The following is a 15,636-nucleotide window of genomic DNA, read 5'->3' on the forward strand; positions in this document are numbered from 1 at the left end:
ACAATGATGCACTAGCAATTCATAATAAGAAAGGGGGAGGACGATGACTTTATCAATCCTCGTCGCACATGATAAACAAAGAGTTATCGGTTACAAGAATCAATTACCTTGGCACTTACCAAGTGATTTGAAACACGTTAAAAAGTTATCAACAGGGCATACTCTAGTTATGGGAAGAAAAACATTTGATTCAATCGGCAAACCTTTGCCTAATAGACGTAACGTTGTACTTACGAATAACCCATCATTTCAACATGAAGGTGTAGATGTCATTCACTCAATTGATGATATTTATAACCTTCCTGGCCAAGTTTTTATATTCGGTGGACAAACACTTTTTGAGGAAATGATAGATAAAGTAGATGATATGTACATCACAGTCGTTGATGGAAAGTTCCAAGGCGATACATTCTTCCCACCTTATACTTTCGAAGAATGGGAAGTCGATTCTTCCGTCGAAGGTCAGTTAGATGACAAAAATACGATTCCGCATACGTTTTTACATTTAGTGCGAAGAAGTAACCAATAGGAGGGGAATTATGACTAAACAAATTATCGTCACAGACTCAACCTCTGACTTACCACATGAGTATTTGTCTGAACACAACATTCATGTCATACCATTAAGCATTACAGTTAACGGCAAGGCTTACACAGACCAAGTCGACATTACCTCTAAGGAATATATTGAATATATAGAAGCAGATGCTGACGTCAAGACAAGTCAACCTCCTATTGGTAGATTTATCGAGAAATACGAGGAACTCGCCAAAGAAGATGTTGAGGTCATTAGTATCCATATGTCATCAGGTTTAAGTGGCACTTTCAATACAGCTCTTCAAGCGAGCCACATGGTTGAAGGTAGTAACATCACTGTCATCGATTCGAAATCCATCTCCTATGGGTTAGGTTATCAAATTCAGCATATTGTTGATTTAATTGAAAAGGGTACACCAACATCTGACATCATCGAAAGCGTCAAACAACTACGTGAGAATATCCAATTATTTGTTGTCATTGGTCAACTCAATCAATTAATTAAAGGTGGCCGTATTAGTAAAACGAAAGGTTTAATTGGTAATATCATGAAAATTAAACCCATTGGTACATTAAACGATGGTAGATTAGAACTTGTTCATAATTCCAGAACACAAAATTCAAGCGTTCAATATTTGAAAAAGGAAGTTGCAGAATTTACTAAAAATCATCGAATTAAATCTATTGGGATTCCACATGCCAATGTTATAGAATTCGTGGATAAAGTTAAAAAATCATTTAGTGAAGCATTTCATTTTAATCAATTCGACGTGAATGTCACTACACCAGTCATTTCGACGCATACAGGACAAGGTGCCATTGGACTCATCGTTTTAAGAGACTAATTCCTGGAGACCCTTAACGCTCCAACTTAGATATACAATGTTGAGTAAAACACTTTAAATTCAATGACGTATAGCGTAAATTATAAAAAAAGAGACAACATAAGGAGGTAATATGATGGCATATGCAACATTAGCAGGAGGTTGTTTCTGGTGTATGGTTAAACCATTTTCATCTTATCCAGGAATAAAATCTGTCGTTTCAGGATACAGTGGTGGTCATGTCGAGAACCCAACATACGAACAAGTATGTACAAATCAAACGGGGCATGTCGAAGCCGTACAAATCGAATACGATTCTGAAATTACTTCCTTTGAAAATATACTAGATGTGTATTTCAAAACTTTTGATCCTACTGACGATGGTGGACAATTCTTTGATAGAGGGGAAAGTTATCAACCTGTCATCTTTTATCATGATGAAGAACAGAAAAAGGCAGCAGAGTTAAAGAAACAACAAATTAATGAGCAAGGCATTTTTAATAAACCTGTCATCACACCGATTAAACCATATAAAAACTTTTATCCTGCTGAAACGTATCATCAAGATTATTATAAGAAAAATCCTATGCATTACGAACAATACCAACGTGGATCTGGCAGAAAGGCATTTATAGAATCACATTGGGGGTCACAAAATGATTAAAAAAAGCAAAGATGAATTGAATGATATGGAGTATCTTGTTACTCAAGAAAACGGTACAGAACCTCCATTTCAAAACGAGTATTGGAATCACTTTGATAAAGGCATTTATGTCGATAAATTATCAGGCAAACCTTTATTTACATCAGAAGAGAAATTTGAATCCAATTGTGGTTGGCCAAGTTTCTCAAAAGCTTTAGACGATGATGAAATTGTTGAACTTGTCGATAAATCTTTTGGTATGATTAGAACTGAGGTACGTTCTGAAGATGCGAATAGCCATTTAGGACACGTATTTAATGATGGTCCTAAAGAAACTGGCGGATTACGTTATTGTATCAACTCAGCTGCTATCCAATTTATTCCATATGAGAAGTTAGAAGAACTTGGATACGGTGAGTTAATTCCACACTTTGAAAAATAGGAGTGAACAACTATATGTTTAAGAAATTATTTGGTAAAGGCAAAGAAGTAAATAAGAATATTAAAATTTATGCACCTTTAACAGGTGAATATGTCAAAATTGAAGACATTCCAGACCCTGTCTTCGCACAAAAAATGATGGGCGAAGGTTTCGGCATTAACCCTACAGAGGGAGAAGTCGTGTCACCGATTGAAGGTAAAGTCGATAACGTATTCCCTACAAAGCACGCTGTCGGTTTAAAGGCAGATAATGGTTTAGAATTATTAGTTCATATCGGTTTAGACACTGTTCAACTCGACGGAGAAGGCTTTAAAGTGCTTGTTGAAAGTGGAGATACAGTCAATGTAGGCGATCCACTTATCCGTTTTGATTTAGAATATATTAAAAATAATGCTAAATCTGTAATTTCACCAATCATTATTACAAACTCAGATCAAACGGAATCACTACATTTAGAAGATGTAGAAGCAGTAGTTAAAGGTGAAACAGAAGTCATTGATGTGACTGTAAGCTAATGGTTAAAAATTACTCATTCTATCAATTTGTAATGACTGTTCGAGGACGTAAAGACGACAAAGGCAAATTAGCTGAACAAATATTCGATGATCTCGCGTTTCCGAAACATGAAGATGACTTTAATACACTTTCTGAATACATTGAAACGCAAATCGAATTTACTGTGCCTATGTCTGTTTTTGACGATTTATACGAAGAATATACTGAATGGTTAAAATTTTAACACGCAACAAATGAATGATTAAGCTATGGCGGGAGTGGATTGATGAATTCAACTTTTAGTATTGAACCTGATTCACTCCCACATTTGTGCTTATTTTGCACGTGATGAGGACGTATAATTGAATTGATTGCGTTGAATCATTTAATTTTATAATTTAAGAATACGTCTTCCGACTCATGAATCTTAACTTCAGTTATTGAATAATGGTAATGACGCCATCTATTACACTTCATTTTCTGAAAATGAAATACTACAAATTACATAGAGTAAACGTTAAATTTAGCAAATATAAGGGATGTGATATAGTGAGTGAATATTTAGGACACAACGTAGAATCACACCATGGTGATGGAAACAATTCGTCGCCTCACGGTAAAAACAAACAAGTGAAACTAAAATTATGGCAACTCATATTACTACTTCTGGCAGTCATTATATTAACAGCTGGCATAACCGTTGCAGCGACAATATTAATTAGCCATAAAGTAAGTGGACTTACCAAAGATCAACGTGCTGACTTAAAAAAGATAGAATATGTATATAAAACTTTAAATAAAGACTATTACAAGAAACAAAGTTCAGATAAATTAACACAATCAGCCATTGATGGAATGGTCAAGGAATTAAAAGATCCTTATTCAGAATACATGACAGCAGATGAAACAAAGCAATTTAATGAGGGTGTGTCAGGAGATTTCGTCGGTATAGGTGCTGAAATGCAGAAGAAGAATGATCAAATTAGTATAACTAGCCCTATGAAAGACTCGCCAGCTGAAAAAGCAGGCATTCGCCCTAAAGACGTGGTAACCAAAGTGAATGGTAAATCCGTTGTAGGCAAACCTCTCGATGAAGTCGTTAAATTAGTGAGAGGTAAAAAAGGTACAACCGTTACTTTAACAATTAAACGTGGTTCTCAAGAAAAAGACATTAAAATCAAACGTGGTACGATTCATGTTAAAAGTGTTGAATATGAGAAAAAAGGCAACGTTGGCGTAATGACGATTAATAAATTCCAAAGCAACACATCAGGAGAGTTAAAATCTGCAATTATTAAAGCGCATAAACAAGGTGTACGTAAAATCGTCCTAGATTTACGTAACAATCCTGGTGGTTTACTTGATGAAGCCGTCAAAATGGCTAACATTTTCATAGATAAAGGCAAAACTGTAGTACAACTGGAAAAAGGTGACGACAAAGAGCAGCTTAAGACTTCTAACGATGCATTGAAACAAGCCAAAGATATGGACGTGTCAATCTTAGTTAATGAAGGTTCAGCAAGTGCATCTGAAGTATTTACAGGTGCGATGAAAGATTATCATAAAGCAAAAGTCTATGGCTCAAAAACATTTGGTAAAGGAATTGTTCAAACAACTCGTGAATTCGATGATGGTTCATTACTGAAATACACAGAAATGAAATGGTTAACGCCAGATGACCATTATATCCATGGTAAAGGGATTCAACCAGATGTGAAAATACCGACACCTAAATATCAATCTCTTAACGTGATTCCAAATAATAAGACATATCAGTTGGGTGACGACAATAAAAATGTTAAAACTATGAAAATAGGACTGACTGCTTTAGGTTATAAAGTAGATAATGAGTCCAATAAATTTGATTCAGATTTAGAATCTGCAATTAAATCATTCCAACGAGACAATCATCTAGATGTTACTGGTCAATTTGATAAAAAGACAAACGACAAATTCACCCAAGAATTAGTTGAAAAGTCCAACAAACACGACACAGTATTAGACAAATTACTAGATAAGCTAAAATAGAATTTATATTACTTTGTGAAAAGTGACTGTCGCAAGCGTAGTATTAAGCGGACTGGGACGAAAGCATCATTTTGTGTCATTATTTTCATTGTCCCAGTCTTATACGATTGCAAAATGCAAAAGACTTTTCTGAAAATTGTAAGTTTAAAATACGCCTCATTTGTTAAATTATATAAGAAATGAGGCGTTTCATTTTTATTCACTATTTTAAAAAAGAGGTGTTTTGGTAAGATGATCAGATTAGCAACTAAAAAAGATTTACCTGTTATTGAGCAACTTGTTGATGAAGCTAAAGAAAAAATGAAAGAATTCAACCATAATCAGTGGGATGATAAATATCCTGTAACTGAACACTTTGAAGAAGACATTGAAACCGAAACACTTTACGTATTAGATGTAGACGATAAAATTTGCGGATTTATTGTTATCGACCAAAATCAATCAGAGTGGTATGATGACATTGAATGGCCAGTAAATCGAGAAGGTGCATATGTGATTCATCGATTAGCTGGATCTAAAGATTATAAAGGGGCTGCGACGGAACTTTTCCAATTTGCAGTCGAATTAACAGAAGAACATGGCATTCATGTGATTCTCACAGACACATTTGCGTTAAATAAACCCGCTCAAAATCTATTTGAGAAATTTGGTTTTACAAAAGTAGGCGAAGCTGAAATTGATTACCATCCATTTAATAGAGGAGCACCATTTTACGCTTATTATAAAAACATATAAGAATAGAGGTTGTCATTTATGTCTAAAATTGCATTTACCGGTGGCGGAACAGTAGGGCACGTTTCAGTGAACCTAAGTCTTATTCCCACTGCTATAGAAAAGGGACACGAAGCGTTTTATATCGGGTCTAAACAAGGGATTGAAAGAGAAATGATTGAGTCTCAACTCCCAGATATAAAATATTATCCGATTTCTAGTGGTAAATTGCGTCGCTATTTATCATTTGAAAATGCGAAAGATGTTTTCAAAGTATTGAAAGGAATCTTAGACGCACGTAAAATACTCAAACAACAAAAGCCTGATTTACTATTCTCTAAGGGTGGTTTCGTCAGCGTTCCAGTTGTCATCGCTGCGCGCTCATTAAATATCCCAACCATTATCCATGAATCAGATTTAACACCAGGTTTAGCCAATAAAATTGCACTCAAATTCGCTAAGAAAATTTATACAACGTTTGAAGATACACTTAACTATCTTCCGAAAGAAAAAGCTGATTTCGTAGGTGCAACTGTTCGAGAAGATTTAAAACAAGGTAACAAAGATCGCGGTTATCAATTAACTGGCTTCAACTCTAATAAGAAAGTTTTACTTATCATGGGCGGAAGTCTTGGAAGTAAAAAACTTAATGAAACAATCCGTGAAAATTTAGAATCTTTACTTCACGAATATCAAATTATTCATTTAACTGGTAAAGGTTTAGTCGATGATTCTATTAATAAAGAGGGCTACGTCCAATATGAATTTGTTACAGATGACTTAACCGATTTACTTGCTATTACAGATACGGTAGTAAGTCGTGCAGGCGCAAATGCGATTTATGAGTTCTTAACTTTAAGAATACCTATGCTATTAATACCATTAGGTTTAGATCAATCTCGCGGAGACCAAATTGATAACGCTAAGAACTTTGAATCTAAGGGTTACGGTCGTCATATCCTTGAAGATAAACTCACTCAAGTTGGATTAATACAAGAATTAAATGATATAGAATCCAATCGTGAAGCTATTATTAATCAAATGAAAACATATAAAGAAAGTTACACGAAAGAAGATTTATTTGATAAAATTGTACATGATGCATTAAACAAGTAGGAGGCACCAGGCATGAATCGTTGGACACGCATTTCGTTACTCATTGTCTTTACACTTATATTCGGGATTATCGCCTTTTTCCATGAATCGCGTCTTGGAAAGTGGATTGATAATGAAGTGTATGAATTTATTTATTCGTCAGAAAGTTTTATCACCACATCTATTATGCTTGGTGCAACAAAACTAGGTGAAGTGTGGGCAATGTTATGTTTATCTCTTACATTAGTCGCATATTTAATGCTTAAACGTTATCAAATCGAAACATTATTTTTCGTCATTGCAATGGGATTATCAAGTGTACTTAATCCTGTTTTGAAAAATATCTTCGATAGAGAACGTCCAACACTCTTACGTTTAATTGATATTTCAGGATTTAGCTTTCCAAGCGGCCATGCAATGGGCGCAACCTCTTTCTTCGGAAGCGCTATATATGTAATTAACCGTCATGATTCTGGTATCTCTAAAGGCGTGTTAATCGGTTTATGCGCGCTTTTCATTTTATTAATATCAACTTCTAGAGTGTATCTAGGCGTTCATTATCCTACAGATATCATTGCTGGCATTATTGGTGGTGCCTTCTGCATTGTTTTATCAACGTTAATATTGAAGAAACAACTCGTCGTATAAATAAGCGCGATTGGAATTTTAAATTAAATAGCAATTGACCTAACCACTGAAATGATTGTGATTCAACAATGATTTTAGTGGTTTATTTAGTATATTCAAATTGGTCGTTTTTGAATAAATACGATTTGTAATCTCAATATTAATAATATTTAGCTTATATTAATTTCTTTGTTTTCATTTTTGTTAATTAAAGACTGAAAATGTTGTCCTATAAACGTTTTTAGTCTTTTTATTTTTGAAAAATTACAAACAAAAAATTTTGATTTACGAAAACTTAAATTTGAAAAAAGTTTACTTTAATAGTGATTACTTATACTGAACTTGTGATTAAATCTTCAAAGGAGCAAAGACATGATACAAATCAAGGATTTAAACAAAGTTTACGACAATGGTAGTCACGCAGTTAAAGATTTCAATCTAGATATTGAGGACAATGAATTTGTAGTATTTGTAGGACCTTCGGGATGTGGGAAATCAACAACGTTACGTATGATTGCAGGACTTGAAGACGTGAGCAAGGGGACAATTAGTATCAACGATAAAGTGATTAACGATTTACAACCTAAAGATCGTAATATTGCTATGGTCTTTCAAAATTATGCCTTATATCCACATATGACAGTTTATAAAAATTTAGCTTTTGGCTTAAAAATGCGAGGAATCAAAAAGAAAATTTACGACGAAAAAATTCAACATGCAGCTCAAATATTAGAAATTGAAAACCTTCTCGACCGTAAACCTAAAGCTTTATCTGGAGGACAACGTCAACGTGTGGCACTTGGGCGTGCTATCGTCAGAGAAGCTCAAATCTTTCTCATGGATGAACCACTTTCTAATTTAGATGCTAAATTACGAAGTAATATGAGAAGTGAAATCATAAAAATACATAAACAAATGAAAGCAACGACGATTTACGTGACACACGACCAAACTGAAGCTATGACAATGGCATCACGTATTGTCATTTTAAATCAAGGCGAAATACAACAAATCGGTACACCTGAAGAAATTTATCGTCATCCTGTCAATGAATTTGTTGCCACTTTTATTGGTAGCCCATCAATGAATATGATTCCAATGACCTATCACATGGATGCTTGGTACTTCGATGGACAAAAAGTGGCTGATGCTTCATCACTTCAGCTTGCATCGCATGCACAATACAGACTTGGTATACGACCTGAAGACTTACATCTTGTTGAGGATAACGAAATAAGTCATTATCCAATCCAACTGTCTCAATTTACTGTAGATTTGGTTGAGTTAACGGGTTCATACAAATTACTTCACTGTCATCACAACGAACATAAAATTGTAGCAGCTGTAGATAGTAATTTGGATTTCGAATTAGGCCAAACAGTTTCCTTCGGTATAAAAACTAAAGATGCACACTTTTTCGATTCTGATTCAGGCGAAAGAGTACAAGAGGAGGTTTTATCGTGAGTAAAATCAAAAAACAAAGCCTTCAATCCACTCATCAAAAACCTTTGTTAAAAAGAATGTGGGAACATAAAGTACTTTACTTAATGATTTTACCTTGTTTACTCTTTTTCTTGATTTTCAACTATATTCCAATGACAAGTCTTGTTCTGGCATTCAAAGATTTCCGCTTCGATACTGGTATCATCGGCGGTGATTGGAAAGGACTATACTATTTCAAACGATTTTTCTCTGACCCTCGCTGTATTCAAATTATTATGAATACACTAATTATAAGTGGTATGAAATTGATTTTAGCTCTACCATTTCCAATTATTTTAGCCATTATGTTTAACGAAATTAAAGATTCTAAATTAGGTAAGATCAGAGGTCTATTTCAAGGTGTGCTTTATATTCCTCACTTTTTATCATGGGTTGTGGTCATCGGTATTTTCAAGAAATTACTCGCTCCTGATGATGGACTTATGAATCAACTGATCCATCAATTTGGTGGCGACGGGTCGACTTACTTTATGATGAATCCTGAGTATTTCCACACCATCATGTTTTCTAGTTATATTTGGAAGAATGTAGGTTGGGATTCCATTATTTATTTTGCAGCAATTATGAGTATTAATCCTGAAATTTATGAATCAGCTGCGATTGATGGCGCGAATCGTTTCAAACAAATTATACATATTACCTTACCTATGTTAACGCCAACAATTGTTATCTTATTCATCATTTCTCTAGGCGATATTTTAAAAGCAGGGTTCGATCAAATCTACCTACTCAAAACACCAGGTAACGCTAACGTCTCGGAAATACTTGATACATTTGTTATTCGTACTGGTATTGAGCAAGGCGATTTCAGTTACGCAATTGCTATTGGTCTATTACAAGGCGTAATAGGACTTATCGCTGTCGTCATTATTAATAAATTCGCAGATAAGAAGCTGGATACATCATTATATTAAGGAGAATGTACATGTTTAGAAAATCTATGCTCATCTTAATGATTGCAGTCATTTTATTCGTAACAGCATGTAGCAAAGATAAAACGCAAGATGAAGAGAAAAGAAAAGCAGATGCTAAAGGTAAACCAGATACATGGATTGCAGATAGAAAACTAAAAGGACTTGTGTTTCAAAGTGATAACGATGCCTCACCTAAAATGAATAAAGAAGTCGCTCAAGAACTTAAGAAAAAGACTGGCATCACGTTAGAACTCCAAACCGTTTCTAATGAAGATTCCACAGAAGCACTAACGTCTGGACTCGCTTCAGGAGATTTACCCGATTTCATCGTTTATTACTTAGACGATAGTGGACGTCCTGAAATGAAAGTACTAAATAAAGCAGCGAAACAAGGTCGACTCACAGACTTAACAAAAATGCTTAAAAACACAAAAATTTATAGTAAGTACTTCAAAAAAGGATATCTACCAAAGGATACGAAAGATAACATCATGTTTAATAAAGAACAGGATGGAACGTACCTTGTACATATGGGGATCAACCGTCATCCAGGACAAGAAGAACGTCGTACTGTAGGTGGTCCTTACGTCAGAAAAGATATCATGGATAAACTTCATATCAACCCTGCATCTATCAAGACGTCAAAAGATGTTGAAAAACTTGCTGAGAAGATGAAAGAACACCACTTCAAAGATGATAATGGTAAAGAAATCACACCTATTGGCCCAACAGCATGGGGCGGTGACGATCGTACTAAATTCTATAATGACCTTGTTTGGACTGGTCAGTCTGATGAGAAATTTTTAAATAAAGGTAAGAAAATTGTACATGAATCACAAACTGATTATCCACTTAAACGTGTACATTACGTTAAAGACCTTATGAAAAAGGGCTTAATGACGAAAGAGTTCTATACAATGGAAGAAAATAAAGCAAAAGAAGGACTAGTTAATGGTTCATGGGGCATTGTTTCAGATTTACATAACTACGTTACTGAAAACCAAAGTATGAAATACGTTCCACTTGGACCACTCAACACAGTCAAAGGTAAATTTAGAGTTGAAAAGCCATATAAATCAGGCGCAAACGGTTGGGCTGTACCAAGTACGACTGAACATCCTGAAGACGTCGTTAAACTCGCTGATTTCCTTGCAAGTCGTGAAGGTAAATTACTCGGTCAATACGGTATTAAAGGACGTGACTATACTTTAGATAAGAAAGGTAACCCTCATGTTAAACCTGAAGTTTTAAAAGAAGTTGAGAATAATCCAGACGAAGCTAAAAAACGTGGTTTTAGAGGTGCAGGTTCTTATTGGGCAGATCATCTTGGTTATACCGATATCGATAATAAAGCTGATTTTGGTGAAACTGAATACGGAGATAATACAAAAACGAAAAAAACTACTCCTGAAAAGATTGCTGATATGTGGCATTACGATGAAAAACAGAAACACGCCAAAATCGTAAACGGACTCACAGTAAAATCGTTCCTATCTAAATATGAATATGGAGAAGATTTAGAAGTTGCACTCGATGATTATAGTGACGCTATTAAACGTGCATATTATTCTCAATCAGACAAAGAAGCAAAACAAATTATTGATAGTGCTAAGCAACGTTTAGAAGAGGCAGGCTTAAATCAATTTGAAAGATACGTTGAAAATCAAAGAGATAAAAAAAGAACTCAAATCATTTATTAAGAGGTGGCATAGACAATGAAAGTTTCACAAGATAAAAGTGCAATTGTCATTCGTATTATCTCATTAATCATTATTATTGGCTTAGTGATCACAATTATCCTACCGATGATTAATATCTTTGCCTTAGCATTTAACTCTGGGGTAGATGCTCAAAAAGGTGGCATCACTTTCTACCCGCGTAAATTTTCGCTAGATAATTTTAAGGAGATATTTAAACAAGGTACGTTATTAAACGCATTATTCATTAGTATCGCGAAGACAGTCATAGGAACAATATTAAGTGTGATATTAACGGCTATGGCGGCATACGTTCTAACAATCAAAAGTTTACCATTTCGAAGAATCATCTCATTCTTCCTAGTATTTACGATGTTATTCAGTGCCGGTGTTGTACCACTTTATATCCTATTAAATCAACTACATTTAACAGATACATTCTGGGTATACATTTTACCGTCACTTTATAGCGTTTATAACATTTTAATTATGCGTACATTCTTCAATCAATTACCTAGTAGTGTAATTGAAGCCGCTAGAGTAGATGGTTGTAATGACTTTCAAATCTTTTGGAAAATTGTCTTACCCATGAGTAAACCCGTGGTAGCATCCATTACATTATTTAACGCGGTGAGTCAATGGAATGATTGGTTTACGGGGGCATTCTTCGTACGTAATCCAAATCTCAAACCGTTAGCTACTGTTTTACAAGATATGTTAACGAAACAAGCCGCCATTGCAGACGCTTTAAAACAAAAGTCAGGTTCATATGCAATGTTAGACAAGTTGACAATTACAGGTGACTCAATGCAGATGGCAATGATTGTACTATTAACCATTCCAGTACTATTCCTTTTCCCATTCGTTCAGAAGCATTTTGTAAAAGGTATCAATATCGGTTCGACAAAAGAGTAAAGGAGACGAAACAATGACTACAATTCTACAATTAAGTGATTTACATATTGGGCCACACAACGATGAAAAAGATCAAAAAACTTACGATTTAATTCATCATATGATGACACACTATCAACCTGACATAACAGTATTAACAGGTGACCAAATTTGGTCTGAAGGCGTCATTGATTCAGGTCGCGTTTACAAGGAATTGATGGAGTATTTAAATCAATATGATACGCAAATTGCAACGACATTTGGTAATCACGATACCGAGGGACACCTCAAACGTTCAGACTTACGCGATATTGAGGACCAATATTCTACTAACTACGTACAGAAAAATCATAGCCTCATTGTTGATGATAAAGAAGCTTATACAATAGAAGTTAAAAGCAATGACACAGTCACACATGTACTTTATGTCATTGACGGTGGAGACTATAATCCATTTGGCATAGGTGATTATGATTTTATAAGACCTGAACATGTGAATTGGCTTAGAGAAACACACCAAACATATCAAACTCAATTTCAACACAACTTTCAACATAACTTATTATTTACGCATATTCCGTTACAAGAATATAAAGAAGTTGAGAATATTGCTGAATATCATGGCATTTTCAATGAACCCATTGCGTGCTCAAAAATTAATTCCGGATTATTTAGTCAGATGTTATTAAACGGTGATATTGAAGGTGTGTTCTGCGGTCATGACCATGACAATGATTTTACGATTAATTTATATGGTATTCGCCTTAGCTTTGGTCGTGTTGGTGGTTACAATACTTATGGTGATTTACAACGTGGGGCAAGATTAATTGAGTTGCAACCTGACACTATATATAAATCGAAAGTGTTAGAATTTGATGATCGTTTCTAAAAGAACGTTTCGGGCATTATACATTCCTATTTTAATAGAACAACTTTTCATACTCATCATGGGACAAGCTGATACATTGATGTTAAACAGCTATAGCACTGATGCCGTTGCTGCTTCGGGAATGATAAGCCAAATACTCATGCTCATCACGTTTCTAATTACAATCATTCATGTGGGTACAAACATACGTATTGTTCACTTGAAGGAACATCAACCATCAAGTATTTCACAAGAGATTTATCATAATTTGTTATTCAATATCATAGTATCTATCGTATTTACGATTGTGATTGGGCTCGCATTCGAACCTATCCTACGACTTTTTCAAGTACCTCAAGATATATTCAAACTGACCTATCAATTTGGACTGATTATATTGAGTGTACTCACTTTAACGACTTGTCAAATGTACATTGGTACCGTATTACGTGTCATGAATCATGCAGCATCAGCGACACGCATTACTATCATTAGTAATGTGACTAATATCATTCTAAATGGTGTTGTACTCTTTATTATTCCAGAATATGTAGGTAACCCTGTATTAGGAGTCGCGGTGGCAACAGCGCTCAGTCGTTTATTGGGATGTATTTTAGCTTTGATTGCACTGATACAAATTTTCCGTCCACTTAAGCACTACTTCAAGCTGAGCTGGAAGACAATATACCAGGTTTCGACATTAGGTATCCCAACAGCAGGTGAACAAATTTCTTATAATTTTGCACAGACATTTACAACTGCATTTATTGCGATGTTAGGCACTCAAGTCATCGCTGCGAAATCTGTTTCCACTGTACTAAGTGGCCTGTCCTTTAGTTGTGCTATGGCATTTAGTGCTGCTAGCCAAATTTATTTAGGAAAATTTATATCCCGACGTCGTTACCGCACTTTAAAGAAAGTTGTTTTAAAAAGTATTTGGTTTAATATCATACAATCCTTCATGATTATGACGTGTGTACTTATAGGATTTATTGTGTGTGGACGTTGGATAACACACGACTTACAAACCTATCATTTAATTATTTACTATCTTGTTATACTTTTTGGATTAGAACCGATACGTGCAATTAATAATTTAATTGTAGATTTATTAAACGTGGCAGGGGATGTACGTTATCCAGTCACAGTGAGTATTGTCACCACTTGGCTGTTATTATTACCTGGAAGTTATCTATTAGGGATTCATTGGGGATTTGGCTATACAGGAATTATTTTAGTGAGTATTGCAGATGAAGCGCTGAGATTTATCATTATGTATCTTAGATGGCGTAAAGATCGATGGCAAGCACGTATGAAGCAGATTGGAGTATAGATAATTATGTATAAAAGAAATGAACGTTTGAATCTCATTCGTAAACGTGTTGATCAGTACGGGCAGGTGGCCGTAAAAGATTTAGCTATCTTTTTACAAGTGACGCCTGAAACCGTGAGAAAGGATTTAGAAACCTTAGAAAATGATAAACTGATTACACGTACACATGGTGGTGCGATTCAATACAATCATATTAATAAAGAGAAATCATATGCGAATAAGTGGCAGAAACAATCACAAGTAAAAGAACGTATTGCTAAGAAAGCTGCTTTACAAATACAGTCTGGAGAAATTATTGTCATCGATGGAGGGACAACAACAGGGCGAATTCCTCAATATCTCAATGATATTACTCAGACCACGATTGTGACAAATTCTTTGAAGATTGCGGATGAATTGAATCGTGCTATCGAGGAGCAACGAATTCAAGCAGAAGTGATTATGCTTGCTGGAAAGACGAATACTGAACAAGATGTTGTGCGCGGGCATATGACGAATGAATTACTACAACGTTTTAAATTTGATAAAGCTTTTATTTCATGTGGTTCGTTTGATACGAGTGATTGTTATGAATTTGATTTGGAAGAAGCCCATGCGAGTCACATCATGATTCAACAAAGTCAACTGAGTTATCTCTTAGCAGATAGTAGTAAACGCGATGCGCATGCGTCGTATCGTATTGATGGGTTTAGCGAAATTGATTATATGATTTCTGATTATGCTAAACCGCAGAATATGGAATATTTTAATCAGAAGCATTGGTTGCAGATTTAACTTATTGAAAATGAAGCCTGAGACTTCGTCTTTATTAACGAAAGAAGACGTCTCAGGCTTTATTTAATTTTATGAATGGTAAACATACCTGTTTAACATTCACAGTATAGTTTTTTACCAATACTACGTATTGCTTTAGCTCCCTTGCCGCGGGCATGGCTTGGGAGTGATACAGAATTCTAGAATTTAAGAATTCGTATTATCACCCCCGCAAGGATGATTAGATGTCGAGCCATTTTGTGAGCTCAATA

Annotated in this window: 17 protein-coding genes; all 17 read left to right on the forward strand. The window is 35.0% G+C overall.

Annotation, left to right across the window (positions count from 1 at the left end; translation table 11 throughout):
• Positions 1-43 precede the first annotated feature (43 nt).
• Complete coding sequence (locus JMUB898_RS07200; RefSeq protein ID WP_002442893.1) at positions 44-529, forward strand: dihydrofolate reductase; 486 nt, start codon at positions 44-46, stop codon at positions 527-529.
• A gap of 10 nt (positions 530-539) precedes the next feature.
• Entirely contained in the window at positions 540-1,382 is an 843-nt protein-coding gene (locus JMUB898_RS07205) for a DegV family protein (protein WP_002442890.1), read from the forward strand.
• Positions 1,383-1,497: 115 nt separating this feature from the next.
• On the forward strand, positions 1,498-2,025 hold the full coding sequence (gene msrA, locus JMUB898_RS07210) for a peptide-methionine (S)-S-oxide reductase MsrA (protein ID WP_037541445.1): 528 nt from the start codon (positions 1,498-1,500) through the stop codon (positions 2,023-2,025).
• Positions 2,018-2,446: a peptide-methionine (R)-S-oxide reductase MsrB gene (gene msrB / locus JMUB898_RS07215; RefSeq protein WP_002442886.1), complete on the forward strand. Its 429-nt coding sequence runs from the start codon at positions 2,018-2,020 to the stop codon at positions 2,444-2,446. The genes msrA and msrB overlap by 8 nt, the downstream gene beginning before the upstream one ends.
• A gap of 14 nt (positions 2,447-2,460) precedes the next feature.
• A complete protein-coding gene (locus JMUB898_RS07220; protein WP_002442884.1) occupies positions 2,461-2,961 on the forward strand; it encodes a PTS sugar transporter subunit IIA in 501 nt (166 codons plus the stop codon).
• The gene (locus JMUB898_RS07225) at positions 2,961-3,185 is read left to right on the forward strand and encodes a YozE family protein (protein ID WP_126501964.1); all 225 of its coding nucleotides are present in this window, start codon (positions 2,961-2,963) and stop codon (positions 3,183-3,185) included. The genes JMUB898_RS07220 and JMUB898_RS07225 overlap by 1 nt, the downstream gene beginning before the upstream one ends.
• A 386-nt stretch (positions 3,186-3,571) precedes the next feature.
• On the forward strand, positions 3,572-4,969 hold the full coding sequence (locus JMUB898_RS07230) for a S41 family peptidase (protein WP_454271643.1): 1,398 nt from the start codon (positions 3,572-3,574) through the stop codon (positions 4,967-4,969).
• A 231-nt stretch (positions 4,970-5,200) separates the two neighbouring features.
• Positions 5,201-5,704: a GNAT family N-acetyltransferase gene (locus JMUB898_RS07235; RefSeq protein ID WP_002442879.1), complete on the forward strand. Its 504-nt coding sequence runs from the start codon at positions 5,201-5,203 to the stop codon at positions 5,702-5,704.
• An 18-nt stretch (positions 5,705-5,722) separates the two neighbouring features.
• Complete coding sequence (locus JMUB898_RS07240) at positions 5,723-6,796, forward strand: undecaprenyldiphospho-muramoylpentapeptide beta-N-acetylglucosaminyltransferase (protein WP_002442878.1); 1,074 nt, start codon at positions 5,723-5,725, stop codon at positions 6,794-6,796.
• Between the two features lie 12 nt (positions 6,797-6,808).
• Positions 6,809-7,423: a phosphatase PAP2 family protein gene (locus JMUB898_RS07245; protein ID WP_002442877.1), complete on the forward strand. Its 615-nt coding sequence runs from the start codon at positions 6,809-6,811 to the stop codon at positions 7,421-7,423.
• Positions 7,424-7,774: 351 nt separating this feature from the next.
• Complete coding sequence (locus JMUB898_RS07250) at positions 7,775-8,866, forward strand: ABC transporter ATP-binding protein (protein ID WP_002442876.1); 1,092 nt, start codon at positions 7,775-7,777, stop codon at positions 8,864-8,866.
• Positions 8,863-9,819, forward strand: a complete 957-nt coding sequence (locus tag JMUB898_RS07255; RefSeq protein WP_002442868.1) for an ABC transporter permease — start codon at positions 8,863-8,865, stop codon at positions 9,817-9,819. Before JMUB898_RS07250 ends, JMUB898_RS07255 begins: the two co-directional genes overlap by 4 nt.
• Positions 9,820-9,830: 11 nt before the next feature.
• Positions 9,831-11,519, forward strand: coding sequence for an extracellular solute-binding protein (locus JMUB898_RS07260; protein WP_002442866.1), 1,689 nt, complete (start codon positions 9,831-9,833; stop codon positions 11,517-11,519).
• A gap of 15 nt (positions 11,520-11,534) precedes the next feature.
• A complete protein-coding gene (locus JMUB898_RS07265) occupies positions 11,535-12,431 on the forward strand; it encodes a carbohydrate ABC transporter permease (RefSeq protein WP_002442864.1) in 897 nt (298 codons plus the stop codon).
• A 13-nt stretch (positions 12,432-12,444) separates the two neighbouring features.
• The gene (locus tag JMUB898_RS07270; RefSeq protein ID WP_002442862.1) at positions 12,445-13,299 is read left to right on the forward strand and encodes a metallophosphoesterase family protein; all 855 of its coding nucleotides are present in this window, start codon (positions 12,445-12,447) and stop codon (positions 13,297-13,299) included.
• On the forward strand, positions 13,286-14,611 hold the full coding sequence (locus JMUB898_RS07275; protein ID WP_044466265.1) for an MATE family efflux transporter: 1,326 nt from the start codon (positions 13,286-13,288) through the stop codon (positions 14,609-14,611). The genes JMUB898_RS07270 and JMUB898_RS07275 overlap by 14 nt, the downstream gene beginning before the upstream one ends.
• Before the next feature lie 6 nt (positions 14,612-14,617).
• Entirely contained in the window at positions 14,618-15,385 is a 768-nt protein-coding gene (locus JMUB898_RS07280) for a DeoR/GlpR family DNA-binding transcription regulator (RefSeq protein WP_002442858.1), read from the forward strand.
• The last annotated feature ends 251 nt before the right edge of the window (positions 15,386-15,636 follow it).

This window comes from Staphylococcus caprae, assembly GCF_003966625.1.
Lineage (GTDB): Bacteria > Bacillota > Bacilli > Staphylococcales > Staphylococcaceae > Staphylococcus > Staphylococcus caprae.

What these genes read in the sequence shown, in the direction of transcription:
- JMUB898_RS07200 (WP_002442893.1), top strand. Translation starts at nt 44, where the DNA reads ATGACTTTATCAATCCTCGTCGCACATGATAAACAAAGAGTTATCGGT.
- JMUB898_RS07205 (WP_002442890.1), top strand. Translation starts at nt 540, where the DNA reads ATGACTAAACAAATTATCGTCACAGACTCAACCTCTGACTTACCACAT.
- msrA (WP_037541445.1), top strand. Translation starts at nt 1,498, where the DNA reads ATGGCATATGCAACATTAGCAGGAGGTTGTTTCTGGTGTATGGTTAAA.
- msrB (WP_002442886.1), top strand. Translation starts at nt 2,018, where the DNA reads ATGATTAAAAAAAGCAAAGATGAATTGAATGATATGGAGTATCTTGTT.
- JMUB898_RS07220 (WP_002442884.1), top strand. Translation starts at nt 2,461, where the DNA reads ATGTTTAAGAAATTATTTGGTAAAGGCAAAGAAGTAAATAAGAATATT.
- JMUB898_RS07225 (WP_126501964.1), top strand. Translation starts at nt 2,961, where the DNA reads ATGGTTAAAAATTACTCATTCTATCAATTTGTAATGACTGTTCGAGGA.
- JMUB898_RS07235 (WP_002442879.1), top strand. Translation starts at nt 5,201, where the DNA reads ATGATCAGATTAGCAACTAAAAAAGATTTACCTGTTATTGAGCAACTT.
- JMUB898_RS07240 (WP_002442878.1), top strand. Translation starts at nt 5,723, where the DNA reads ATGTCTAAAATTGCATTTACCGGTGGCGGAACAGTAGGGCACGTTTCA.
- JMUB898_RS07245 (WP_002442877.1), top strand. Translation starts at nt 6,809, where the DNA reads ATGAATCGTTGGACACGCATTTCGTTACTCATTGTCTTTACACTTATA.
- JMUB898_RS07250 (WP_002442876.1), top strand. Translation starts at nt 7,775, where the DNA reads ATGATACAAATCAAGGATTTAAACAAAGTTTACGACAATGGTAGTCAC.
- JMUB898_RS07260 (WP_002442866.1), top strand. Translation starts at nt 9,831, where the DNA reads ATGTTTAGAAAATCTATGCTCATCTTAATGATTGCAGTCATTTTATTC.
- JMUB898_RS07265 (WP_002442864.1), top strand. Translation starts at nt 11,535, where the DNA reads ATGAAAGTTTCACAAGATAAAAGTGCAATTGTCATTCGTATTATCTCA.
- JMUB898_RS07270 (WP_002442862.1), top strand. Translation starts at nt 12,445, where the DNA reads ATGACTACAATTCTACAATTAAGTGATTTACATATTGGGCCACACAAC.
- JMUB898_RS07275 (WP_044466265.1), top strand. Translation starts at nt 13,286, where the DNA reads ATGATCGTTTCTAAAAGAACGTTTCGGGCATTATACATTCCTATTTTA.
- JMUB898_RS07280 (WP_002442858.1), top strand. Translation starts at nt 14,618, where the DNA reads ATGTATAAAAGAAATGAACGTTTGAATCTCATTCGTAAACGTGTTGAT.